The following is an 11,077-nucleotide window of genomic DNA, read 5'->3' as shown; positions in this document are numbered from 1 at the left end:
GAAACCAAGATGATAACCACACAGGTCATTGATATTAGGTAAGTCAGGTTGCTGATTATCGATCAACACCTTAGTTTTGAGGGCAGAAGACAGGGGTTCAATGGTGAATTCTGTAAGGGAGCGCTCTACCTCCTGGTGAGTCAGATTATGATAGGTACGTTGTGCCATCCAGCTTCCTACACAGCAATCAAAGAAGTATTTAAATTTGGATATGGACATGATTTTGTTAATTAAAAAATTTTAAAATATTTATTTTAAAATTGTTACTATCTATTCTAGTTTTTATAGTTTTAATTATGAGGTATTGGTTTAGCTAAATTGTTTCAATTTATTAATTAAATGTTCGAAATAGGGGGCTATTGTGTCTGGTTCAGATAATCTCTTTAAACTAGCAGCCTTTATCTCTTCTAATCCTGATACCATGGCGGGAATTGGGACTTGCATTTCTTTGTACAACAAGTTCATATAGTGCAGTCCTTCAGCACTGGTAAACTCGGTGCTACTGCCAGCAATCCCATAGGTAATACAGCGGAGGAAATGCCAAAAATCTCGCCAACACGCTTCTGCTCGTGGGGCAGGATAAAGAGCACCCCCTGGTTTAGTAATATCAGGATATTGAGCCAATACGGTTTCCCGCGCTTCAGAAACAATATCAGAAGCGTTATCCCGCAAAAATTTGGCTGTATTGATTAAGGGCTCCGTATCTGGTGAAGAGGCTTTAATCTGCTGCAAGTCATCATCGCTAAGATAGCGACCATGATCATCAGCTGCCTGGAAATGCTGGATAATCTCTGGGGGATAGGAGTCTTGCCAGTTGGCAAAGCTGACAATTCTGGCTTTGGTAATTAGCTCTTTGAGATAGTCGCTTAATTGAGTCATCATGGTTGATTTTTGTTGAAGTTTGACGGTTGAAGGTTGAAGGTTGAAGGTTGACCTTACCATCTCATCAACGCAAGGGTTAACAAAAACTATAAAGTGAACTAGCCTGAGCTACTAGGGGAAGCTACGGCTAGTTCACTTCACAGCAGTATACTAAATTATGATAATCTTTGATTAAAGGTATTAAGAAATGTAAAAAAAGCTGGCTCTGTAGTGCTATGGACATCCGCCAAATCGAAATCTCTCTCAAAAGTCCAAATGCTCAGGATCGCCTCAGGGCACTTACTGCTTTGAGAGAGTATGGTTCAGATGTAGCTGTTCCCCTACTTACAAGTAAACTCAAGGACCCAGAGTTTTTAGTGCGCTCCTTTGTGGCTATGGGACTGGGGAATAAACGGAGTGACGAGTCCTATGCTGCCTTGTTAAATTTAATGCAATTTGATAAGGATCCCAATGTAAGAGCAGAAGCTTCCAATTCCCTGTCTAAGTATGGAGAGGTGTCAATATCTCATCTGGTCACTACCTTTCAACAGGATGATCACTGGCTGGTGCGCCGTAGCATTCTTGCTGCTTTGGTGGAAATGTCTTGTCCAGAAGAACTCTATACTATTTGTATTTGCGGCTTAGCAGGGGAAGACCCAACTGTCCGAGAAGCAGGAATTGATGCCCTAGGTTTGCTGGCTGGTACTATTAAGGAAACTGAGGCATTGCAGCAAATTCTGGCTCTGAAAGATGCACAATGGTGGCGTATTCGGATGCATGTTGCCCGTGCCCTAAAACGATTTGATTCCCCCGATGCTAAAGCAGCATTGGGAGAACTGATGAAGGATCAAGAGCATCGGGTGGTAGCTGCTGCTTTAGATAGTTCCCTCTAGAGCATTGGTTTGGTGAACAGAGTAAGTATCCAACCAATCTACTATCTTTGAATGCAACTCGGTATCACAAGGAGTGGGGCTCGTGATGAGTTCTTAAAATTGGTTGTATGCCATGCTTAATTAACAGCCGTATTATATGGATTGGATAATACAGGAAAGCCAGCACTCTAGGCAGGGAGAGTAACGCCCAATCCGCTTCGTTGGGCATGACGGTAACAAACAAACTGTTTTTTAGCCAATGGAGACAGTACATCACTCTGTCATGGAGACGCTCTCTCATGCTGAAGTAGAACTGATGATTGTAGGACAAGAAAAAAGCCCAAAACCCTTTTGCTTCTGGGAGCTTAGGGCCGACTTCAAGGTCACGGAAAAGTTGTGAGCGTACTTGGAGAGCTAGGGATTGGGAGACTGGTTGGGCTTGCAATTTATTTAAGACTATCTGTGGCAACGTGACTCCCAGCAAATCCCTGACTAGGCAAAGGTCAAGCAAGAGCATGCGTTCACAACCAAGCTTTTCAGCCTCTGCCAGTACTCTGCCCCAATCTAACTGGGGATGAGTACGCAGTAGTTGAGCAACATCGCATAACTGAGCCAGACGTACACTCCAGTGACAACAGTCTTTGCCCAATTGCACACACAGAATTAACAGCATCTGTTCTGGCGAGATAGTAGATACTGTCTTACCCGCAAGAGATAGAGGCTGAAGATGCGATCGCAAATACTCAAAATCTAATGGCAAACAGAATAAATCGGGTACAATCCCCTCATGAAGGTCAATACAGACTCGACTCTTTTTATCCACAAAGTGATACTCCCAGCCTAGGTCTTTTTGCAATTCATACCCTTGAGACAGGAGTAATTCTTTCACTGTGGGGATGTCTTGGTGATCAACTAAGATGTCTAAGTCACCAAACTGCCGCAGCCCCAGATTCCCGTAAACTGAAACAGCAAGGGTAGGCCCTTTGAAGGGGATAGCAGAAATTCCGTGTTTCTCCAGAAGAGTCAGGAGGTTGAGTAGTTTCTGAATGAGAAATGTGTTGTGTACGACTAAGTGCTGGAAATAATTTCGGAGTTGTTTGAGGATGTTCTGGGGAACCAGGTCTGGGCAGGTATTTTTGAGACTATGGTACAGCAGCGGTAAGACTTTCTGACGGCGAGCTGTTTTGAGCAGATAAGTCCAGTCGATGTCTTGGTCAAGCAGTAAACGTTTGATAGACTCAGCAGTCGCTTCGTCGATGCTGGTTCGGACACAGTAGAGGAGTAACTGGAGTTCTGGTTTAGTTTGGAGTTCTCGGTTAGTTATCGATACTGATGCTATAGTAGTTAATGGGGTTAAAGTCATCATCCAAGGTTGATATAAAAACTCGCCCTGTAGAAACCCCCACCATGCATGTGGCGGATACAATGGCAATTAAGACTTGAATTTTCCCTTTAAAATGGGAAAATTAGCGAATTACGGCTCAAAGGTAATTGATAAAAATAATCTATTCAGTAATCTATTCAGTAATTGATTACTATTTACTTACTACTTACAGAAAAAACTGGGGTTTTCAGTACATTTGACTGGCGAGGCGTGCAAAGTTTTGATGAAGTACCTTGCCGTATAACACAATAAGGATTAGTTTTGAAGTAATCCCTATTGACTGGCAGCGCTTTCCTTGCTAATGCTTTGACAGGGTGGCAAGGAAAGCTTCCCCTTAGGTAGATTTGGGTTATTTAGCCAGGCAAAGGTTAGCTCAGGCAAATGTTAACGATTATTTCTTTGTCTGGGAGAAATGAGACAGGAAGTATCGCAATCCTCTATGCTCAGTAAGGGTTTTACTATGTATACGAGCAATATAAATGTATCAGCCTTTCCTGGACTATCTGGAAAAAGAGCTATTCAAGCGGTTTGATTTAAGCAGTCAACCGATACCCCCAGGGTTAGAACGTCAGGTAAGCGATCGCGCTAAACATCGGGCGATTATTCAAAGCTGGTGTTACCAATGCCCGGAATTGCGGAAGATTCGCTATACCTACATGGATGTTGGACCAGTCTCCCAAGTGTTTAACAGTGTAATGTATCCTAGTCACTGTTACGATATCCCTTTGCTAGGGATTGACTTCTTAGCCTTTGGCAAAAAGAAAATCCTGGTGGTTCTAGACTTTCAGCCATTGTTCAGGGATGAAGCGTATCAGGAAAAATATATTGAACCGATGCGAGTCATTCGCGATCGCTATCAGGACTTGGCACAAAACTTAGAAATGAAGTTTTACGATGCTAACCAATACTTCTCTAAGTATCTACTGTTTGCCAAAATCGATTCCCTAGAGACAGTGAAAACGGAAGTCTTTGAGGCTTACAAAGACTACTTGGCGTTATATTGGCAAATGGTGGAGCAAGCTGAGCCTCTAACTGAGCCAGAAGATATTGAGCGCATTGTTAAGGCACAGAAAGACTACGACCAGTATAGTGCCGACAGAGACCCAGCCCATGGTCTGTTCAGCAGCTACTTTGGTCCCGAGTGGTCAGAGCAGTTCTTATATGAGTTCTTATTTGAAAATGCGATGCCTTTAGCCGTTAGTCAAAGCCAAACATGACTCTCTATCAGCCGTTTCTAGACTACGCGATCGCATATCTAAAAGAGCGCCTTGATCTACAGCCTTATCCCATTCCCCCTGGGTTTGAAAGCAAATTCGCAACAGTGGGTAAAGGTAAAAAGCAGCAAGATGTCCTGACGACGAGTTATGCCTTTGCTGCCCCCAAAATCAGACAAATTCGAGCTGCTCACGTCCAGGGGGGAGCAGCATTACAGGTACTCAATTTTGTGATCTTCCCCCACCTCAACTATGACCTGCCCTTCTTCGGGGCTGACTTAGTGACCTTACCTGGTGGACATCTGATTGCCTTGGATATGCAGCCCCTGTTCCGGGATGACCCAGCCTATCAAGCTCGTTACACCGAACCTATCCTACCGATTTTCAAAGCCCATCAACAGCATTTGCCTTGGGGAGGAGACTTTCCTGAGGAAGCAACACCGTTCTTTTCCCCAGCTTTCCTGTGGACACGCCCTAAGGAAACCGAAGTAGTGGAAAATCGGGTGTTTGCTGCGTTCAAGGACTATCTGACAGCTTACTTGGATTTTGTGGATAAGGCAGAAGTAATTACTGATTCCAAACATCTCGAAGCCATCAAGGAAGCTCAACTGCGTTATCTGGGTTATCGTGCTGAGAAAGACCCAGCTCGTGGTATGTTTCAGAGATTTTATGGCAGCGAATGGACTGAGGAGTACATCCATGGTTTCTTATTTGACCTAGAGCGGAAGCTCGCACAGGTTTAAGCTTAGGATTTTAAAACTTAACCTCAGTTCGATTTAAGAAAGTGGTTAGTTTTTTCAGGAGTCAGGAGTGATAAGTCAAGATAATAATACAGAATTGATGGGAATAATACAGAATTTTTTTCTTAATAAAACTCTGATTAATTGCCAATTAACTGGTCAATAATTTATCTTGATTCCATCTATCATGACTCAAAGCTCCTGACTCGATACTCCTACAATTTTAGAGCCTTTAATGAAACGTGCAAGATCTTAGCCTTTCCCCTAGCCGCGATCGCCAAACCGTAACAGTAGCCAGAAACAAATTTTTTTGATATATCTCAAATCCTTGTCTTGATGCAGCCCCTCCCCACTCGCGCTTTGCATCAAAACAAGGTTGTTTTAATGGGCGAAAGCATACTTAATACTTAATACTTCATAAGTCGCTAAAATTAAAAAATATATCTTTTAATTAAGAACCTTTAAAAAAGTTAGGCTTGTATGAAGCTGATCCCCTAATCTGTGATTGTGACTGAGGTTTACGATCATAGAGGTGATTAATGACAATTCCTTTGCTAGAGTATCCGCCCTCAACCCAAAATCAGCGCGTCGCTGGATATGAGGTGCCTGGAGATGAGCAGCCGAAACTATACACTACAGCTAATCTGCTCTCTCCATCGGAAATGGATGAGTTGATTAGGTCAGCCTATAGTCAGATTTTTAATGAACAACAGATTCTCAAAAGCAACCGCCAAACCTTTTTAGAATCACAGCTGAGATTTGGTCAAATCACGGTGCGCGAGTTCATTCGTGGTCTAGCAACATCAGAACCTTTTTGGCAGCGCAATTATCAGACCAACAACAACTACCGTTTTGTCCAGATGTGTGTACAACGCATCTTGGGGCGTGATGTCTACAGCGAGCAGGAGAAATTAGCCTGGTCAATAGTGCTGGCTACCAAAGGGCTAAAAAACTTTATTGATGCTCTGCTCGATAGCGACGAGTACCTGGAAAACTTTGGTGATGACACCGTGCCTTATCAGCGGCGGCGGATCATAGCCCAGCGTACTCAAGGGGAGCTACCCTTTGCCCGGATGCCTCGTTATGGGGAAGACTACCGCACTCAACTGCAACAGCTGGGTTACTTCAAACACCAACCAATTGGTTTCAAAACCTATTATCCTCCTGCCTCAGTCCGCTTTGTAGCAGGATTAATCACTAAGGCAGGGGCTGTAGTCTTACTTGGGGGAACAATCGCCATCGCCTTAGCGGCCTGGGGTATTATCAGTCTGTAGCTGTGAGTGTAGGTTTGATAAGAAATGTTACTTAGCTGCCAACGGCTAGACCAATTAGTTAGAGTGAACAGCTGAGCTGTGTCTTGAGCAGGAAGTAACCAACCAAGAGGCTTCCAGCACCAATGTGGAGCGAATCCACAGGGTCGCTATAGCAAGCCAGTTCTGATCTGCCGTTGCAATCAGACATAAAAAAATCTTAAACTCTTAACAAGATGTAACGAATAAAGGCTCGACATCATTGTATAAAAGTTACCTGAAGGGTAAATAGTGACAGGCAAAAGCCAACCAACCGGTTGACACACAGCATTCCTAGGTCTCTGACCAAAACGTGAAGTTTTGTAATTTTTCTTAACGATCCGTTTTGAACCCAACTCATGGGACAAAGACTAGGACAAAGACCAAGACACAGAGATAGGAGTATTGACTGTGGCTGTAGCATGTTCTATCCCCTTCCAGGCTGCTTGATTTACTTTGATTCAGTCTGAGTCTGTTTAACTGAAGCCCGTTTTGAAACAAAACCAACTAACGTAGGAGATTCCGTCAATGTTTGATGCCTTTACTAAGCTTGTTTCGCAGGCTGATGCCCAGGGTCAATACATTAGTGCAGAGCAACTAAGTGCTCTTAGCGCTATGGTGGCTGACAGCAACAAGCGGATGGATGCAGTAAACCGCATTACCAGCAACTCTTCTACCATTGTGGCTAACGCAGCTCGCTCCCTGTTTGCTGAGCAACCCCAGTTAATCAATCCTGGTGGTAATGCCTACACCAGCCGTCGGATGGCTGCTTGCTTGCGTGATATGGAAATCATCCTGCGCTATGTAACTTACGCCATTTTTGCTGGTGATGCTAGTGTGCTAGAAGACCGCTGCCTCAATGGTCTACGGGAAACCTACCTAGCGCTGGGAACTCCTGGTGCTTCCGTAGCAGTGGGTGTAGAAAAAATGAAGGATGCTGCGATTGCGATCGCTAACGACACCAATGGCATCACCCCTGGTGATTGCACCTCTCTGATGGCTGAAATTGCCAGCTACTTCGACAAAGCAGCTGGTGCAGTTGCCTAAAACGCTAAAGGCATATCACTTGCTGTCTAACTATCACAACTTCAAACGTTTTTGAAAACTTGACAAAATATTAGGGAGATACCTAGACAATGAAAACCCCGCTTACAGAAGCCGTAGCTGCTGCTGACGCTCAAGGTCGTTTTTTAAGTAATACAGAAATCCAGACTGCCTTCGGTCGATTCCAGCGGGCTACAGCTTGCTTAGAAGCAGCAAAAGCCTTGACTGCTAAAGCCTCTACCTTGACTGAAGGTGCAGCCCAAGCGGTGTATAACAAATTCCCTTACACCACTAGCATGCCTGGACCAACCTACGCATCTGACCCTACAGGCAAGGCAAAATGCTCCCGTGATATCGGTTACTATCTGCGTATGGTGACTTACTGCCTAGTTGCTGGTGGTACTGGACCGATGGATGAGTACTTGATTGCTGGTTTAGATGAAATCAACCGTACCTTCGAGCTGTCTCCAAGCTGGTACATCGAAGCCCTCAAGTACATCAAGGCTAACCATGGTTTAACTGGTCAGCCTGCTACTGAGGCAAATAACTACATTGACTACGCTATTAACGCCCTGAGCTAATTGCTCTTTTGGCCTGGAAAGGTCAGCAGGTGTTAGCAAGAACTAGCATCTGCTGACCTTTCCGGGCATTGTTTTGTCTATACAGTTGGTCTATCTGGCTCGTCTATCTAGGAAGCATCCATTACCTGAGTTCGATGTAAGAAATTGGCAGGTTTTTTGAGGAGACAGGAGATTTAATTGAGTCTTATCCTCCCTGCTCAAAAAAGTAATTAAAATGAAACTTAATATGTTTAAATTAAGAAGTTTAAATGTTGCAGCCTAGTCTTGAGAATTATGTTGAGACTGATAACTCTGAGTCTTTAACTGTAGAGCAAGCGATCGCCAATCTACAAGGCAACGACCAGGGGCTTCGCTATTATGCAGCATGGTGGCTAGGAAAGTTCCGAGTCCGGGAACCACTGGCAATTGATGCCCTAATTGCTGCGCTAGAGGATCAGGAAAACCAGACAGAATTAGGAGGGTATCCTCTGCGCCGGAATGCTGCCAGGGCTCTGGGCAAACTAGGAGACCATCGAGCTGTGCCTGCGCTGATTGATTGTTTAGACTGCCCAGATTTTTATGTTAGGGAAGCAGCGGTACAATCTTTAGCGATGTTAGAAGATCGTACCTGTATTCCCAAGCTGATCAAACTCCTAGACGGAGGTTTAGAAGCAGCCGAGCCTATACCCGGAAGTCCCCACCTCGCCCAACCCTATAATGCTGTCATCGAAGCCTTGGGGGATCTTGGTGTAACTGAAGCGATTGACCTGATTGAAGTATTCCTAGAGCATCCCAACGAGTTGGAACAGTATGCCGCCGCCAGGGCAATGTACCAGCTAACTCAAAACCCTACTTATGCTGAACGTTTAATCAAAGCTTTGAGTGCTAATCAAGTGCAACTGAGGCGAGGAGCTCTTTCCGATCTCGGGGCAATTGGTTATTTACCAGCAGCAGATGCGATCGCTAAGACCTGGGCAGAAAATAGTCTCAGGTTAATCGCGCTCAAAGGAATTCTAGAGCATTACTTAGAAAGCCATCCCACTGATGGTTGCCAACTATCAGAGACGGCAATTAGAACTATTAATTTGATGGATGGTCTTCTTTGAAGTGTGAAGGATAAAGTATCAAAGATTAAGAAACAAGTATAAAATAATTTTATCTAAAATTTTAGATAACGATTTTATCTAAACCATTTATCGAAGCATTACTTCAAAACTATTAGGTTTTGATACTTTTGTTTTTTGCTTTAAACCTACCACGATAAAACCCTTAGGGGAAACAACTTTTAAGCTTATATCATATCAGGATAATTACCCTGTCTTGATGCAGTCGCTCATGGTTTTGGGTCTGTGTGCGGAACCTGCGTCCGCACCTTGTAAGCCCCGTGGAAACCCCCGCATGAAGGCGCTGCATCGCTTAATAAAAATATTCCCATCTCCTCACACTCCCCTAGATTATTGGTATTCAACCAGACTTGATATTAGACCCCTGCATGACCAACACAACCCAAGAGCAAGAATTAATTCGAGCTGTGAAAGAGGCAGATTCTGCCTATAGTTTAGTAAAAGCAGTGAGAATCCTGGCTAATGCCCATATAGAAGCTGCGATACCCACTTTAATTGCAGTTTTTAGCTACAACAACCCAGGTGCAGCAGAATTAGCTGCTGGTGGAATAGTGCGATTCGGGAAAACAGCAGTACAGCAATTGCTAAACCTAATTGATGACTATAACTACGGAGGTAGAGCCTGGGCAATCCGCGCACTATCAGGAATTGGCGATCCTAGAGCCTTCGATACCTTAATCGAAGCTGCTGAAACTGACTTTTCTATGAGCGTCCGTCGAGCTGCAACAAAAGGTCTGGGTAATCTGGACTGGGAGGATATGCCTAGAAATAAAATTCCTGCTGCCCAAGAACAAGCTTTTAAAACACTACTGCTAACCTGTCAAGACTCAGAATGGGTAGTTCGTTATTCTTCCGTAGTAGGATTGCAAGGTCTAGCTACTGCTGTAGTGGTCACCTATCCGGAGCTGGCTGAGACTATCAAAACTCATTTAGCCCAAATGTTCAAGACTGAAACCGATGTAACAGTGGGCACCCGTATCCAACTGGCTATCCAACAACTTGCATAAAGAATAACTAATCAGGAGCGCCGAATATTAAAACAACACCAATCCTGACGCTTCCAGAGGGTGGCGACAATCCAGTTATTTTGTTCTAGGGTATCAGCAATTGGTTTGACCTGATCTAATAACACACCACTGATAACTCCCCAGCTGGTGGGTTTCGCCATCGCATTCATTAGTGGAATTAAATCAATAATCACCTCTGCCAGAATATTGCAGAGAATGCCATCTACTGGTTCACCATTAGTAAGCTTAGACAAGGTTTCTAGACTACCCTGTTCTATCACCAGATCCTCGTCAGACATGTTGTTAAGAGAGCGATTGTTGCGGGCAGCACCCACGGCTAAGGGGTCAATATCCACGCCATAGACCTTTTTAGCCCCTAACAACACCGAGGCAATGGAGAGAATACCCGAACCACAGCCAATATCCGCTACGACATTGTCGTGATCACTGCTGAAGCCCAGACGCATCTCTAATGCTTCCAGGCATAACTGAGTGGTGGGATGGGTACCTGTGCCAAATGCTGCTCCAGGATCAAGGCGTAACAATATCCGTTCGGAAGGGTCTGGTAAGGGTAGCCAGGCGGGATATATCAAAAAGCGATCGCCAACTTCTTGGGGTTCCCAGTATTGTTTCCAACTACTTGCCCAATCTTCCTCATCAATCAGGTGCCACCGAGTTATCGGTACTGGCAGCCCTACAGTAAGGGCATCCTGATTTACCCAAAGGGCAAGAGCTGCCAGATCCAACAGCTGTGCTTGTATTTGGGGTAAGTGAGCAAGCACTAGTTGAGAATGTCCCTTAAGCTGGCTGGACATTCCTCGACAACCAAACTTTTCTAGTCGCCAGAAGATTAAATCCTCTAAGGCAGAGTCGCACAAAATTTGAATTTCCCACCAGCTGTTTGCCATATGTTAGTTCCGAGGTCGAGAGTGCTGAGTTTAAGAGTGGGGAGTCAGCAGGGAGAGGTACGTGGTCTAAACTT

The 11,077-nt window shown here is 44.4% G+C and carries 12 protein-coding genes; 8 read left to right on the top strand and 4 right to left on the bottom strand.

What is annotated here, in order from left to right; genetic code table 11:
- Together F6K52_RS06700 and F6K52_RS06695 are read right to left on the bottom strand one after the other, a co-directional pair.
- The coding region (locus F6K52_RS06700) for a phycobiliprotein lyase (protein WP_293075616.1) at positions 1-219 on the bottom strand (219 nt) is incomplete at its 3' end.
- Positions 220-309: 90 nt separating this feature from the next.
- Positions 310-882, bottom strand: a complete 573-nt coding sequence (locus tag F6K52_RS06695; RefSeq protein WP_293075614.1) for a phycobilisome protein — start codon at positions 880-882, stop codon at positions 310-312.
- 167 nt (positions 883-1,049) lie between these two features.
- Between F6K52_RS06695 and F6K52_RS06690 the strand changes: the two genes are divergently transcribed.
- A complete protein-coding gene (locus tag F6K52_RS06690; RefSeq protein WP_364416363.1) occupies positions 1,050-1,754 on the top strand; it encodes a HEAT repeat domain-containing protein in 705 nt (234 codons plus the stop codon).
- Between the two features lie 64 nt (positions 1,755-1,818).
- Here the strand turns inward: F6K52_RS06690 and F6K52_RS06685 are convergent, their stop codons facing one another.
- Positions 1,819-3,099 carry a nucleotidyltransferase family protein gene (locus tag F6K52_RS06685; protein WP_293075612.1) on the bottom strand — a complete coding sequence of 427 codons (1,281 nt, stop codon included), beginning with the start codon at positions 3,097-3,099 and terminating at the stop codon, positions 1,819-1,821.
- Positions 3,100-3,596: 497 nt separating this feature from the next.
- On the opposite strand from F6K52_RS06685, the gene F6K52_RS06680 reads away from it, so the two are divergent.
- The 7 genes from F6K52_RS06680 to F6K52_RS06650 all read left to right on the top strand — a co-directional run bounded on the left by F6K52_RS06680 (position 3,597) and on the right by F6K52_RS06650 (position 10,095).
- The gene (locus F6K52_RS06680) at positions 3,597-4,334 is read left to right on the top strand and encodes a 15,16-dihydrobiliverdin:ferredoxin oxidoreductase (RefSeq protein ID WP_293075610.1); all 738 of its coding nucleotides are present in this window, start codon (positions 3,597-3,599) and stop codon (positions 4,332-4,334) included.
- On the top strand, positions 4,331-5,074 hold the full coding sequence (locus F6K52_RS06675; protein ID WP_293075608.1) for a phycoerythrobilin:ferredoxin oxidoreductase: 744 nt from the start codon (positions 4,331-4,333) through the stop codon (positions 5,072-5,074). The genes F6K52_RS06680 and F6K52_RS06675 overlap by 4 nt, the downstream gene beginning before the upstream one ends.
- A 536-nt stretch (positions 5,075-5,610) precedes the next feature.
- The gene (locus tag F6K52_RS06670; RefSeq protein ID WP_293075606.1) at positions 5,611-6,345 is read left to right on the top strand and encodes a phycobilisome rod-core linker polypeptide; all 735 of its coding nucleotides are present in this window, start codon (positions 5,611-5,613) and stop codon (positions 6,343-6,345) included.
- 543 nt (positions 6,346-6,888) lie between these two features.
- Positions 6,889-7,407, top strand: a complete 519-nt coding sequence (locus tag F6K52_RS06665) for a phycocyanin subunit beta (protein WP_293075604.1) — start codon at positions 6,889-6,891, stop codon at positions 7,405-7,407.
- Between the two features lie 89 nt (positions 7,408-7,496).
- A complete protein-coding gene (gene cpcA, locus F6K52_RS06660) occupies positions 7,497-7,985 on the top strand; it encodes a phycocyanin subunit alpha (protein ID WP_293075602.1) in 489 nt (162 codons plus the stop codon).
- 248 nt (positions 7,986-8,233) lie between these two features.
- Positions 8,234-9,070, top strand: coding sequence for a HEAT repeat domain-containing protein (locus F6K52_RS06655; RefSeq protein ID WP_293075600.1), 837 nt, complete (start codon positions 8,234-8,236; stop codon positions 9,068-9,070).
- A 386-nt stretch (positions 9,071-9,456) separates the two neighbouring features.
- A complete protein-coding gene (locus F6K52_RS06650; protein WP_293075598.1) occupies positions 9,457-10,095 on the top strand; it encodes a HEAT repeat domain-containing protein in 639 nt (212 codons plus the stop codon).
- 11 nt (positions 10,096-10,106) lie between these two features.
- Here F6K52_RS06650 and prmA read toward each other — a convergent pair whose 3' ends face one another.
- Complete coding sequence (gene prmA, locus F6K52_RS06645; protein WP_293075596.1) at positions 10,107-11,003, bottom strand: 50S ribosomal protein L11 methyltransferase; 897 nt, start codon at positions 11,001-11,003, stop codon at positions 10,107-10,109.
- Between the last annotated feature and the right edge of the window lie 74 nt (positions 11,004-11,077).

Origin of the sequence: Moorena sp. SIO3H5 (assembly GCF_010692395.1) — a bacterium.
Lineage (GTDB): Bacteria > Cyanobacteriota > Cyanobacteriia > Cyanobacteriales > Coleofasciculaceae > Moorena.
Note: the sequence above shows the minus strand (reverse complement) of the source record. Positions and strands in the feature narration are given on the sequence as shown.

Excerpts from the sequence above, each read along its gene's own strand:
- F6K52_RS06695 (WP_293075614.1), bottom strand. The coding sequence starts at position 882 with ATGATGACTCAATTAAGCGACTATCTCAAAGAGCTAATTACCAAAGCC.
- F6K52_RS06685 (WP_293075612.1), bottom strand. The coding sequence starts at position 3,099 with ATGATGACTTTAACCCCATTAACTACTATAGCATCAGTATCGATAACT.
- F6K52_RS06680 (WP_293075610.1), top strand. The coding sequence starts at position 3,597 with ATGTATCAGCCTTTCCTGGACTATCTGGAAAAAGAGCTATTCAAGCGG.
- F6K52_RS06675 (WP_293075608.1), top strand. The coding sequence starts at position 4,331 with ATGACTCTCTATCAGCCGTTTCTAGACTACGCGATCGCATATCTAAAA.
- F6K52_RS06670 (WP_293075606.1), top strand. The coding sequence starts at position 5,611 with ATGACAATTCCTTTGCTAGAGTATCCGCCCTCAACCCAAAATCAGCGC.
- F6K52_RS06665 (WP_293075604.1), top strand. The coding sequence starts at position 6,889 with ATGTTTGATGCCTTTACTAAGCTTGTTTCGCAGGCTGATGCCCAGGGT.
- cpcA (WP_293075602.1), top strand. The coding sequence starts at position 7,497 with ATGAAAACCCCGCTTACAGAAGCCGTAGCTGCTGCTGACGCTCAAGGT.
- F6K52_RS06655 (WP_293075600.1), top strand. The coding sequence starts at position 8,234 with ATGTTGCAGCCTAGTCTTGAGAATTATGTTGAGACTGATAACTCTGAG.
- F6K52_RS06650 (WP_293075598.1), top strand. The coding sequence starts at position 9,457 with ATGACCAACACAACCCAAGAGCAAGAATTAATTCGAGCTGTGAAAGAG.
- prmA (WP_293075596.1), bottom strand. The coding sequence starts at position 11,003 with ATGGCAAACAGCTGGTGGGAAATTCAAATTTTGTGCGACTCTGCCTTA.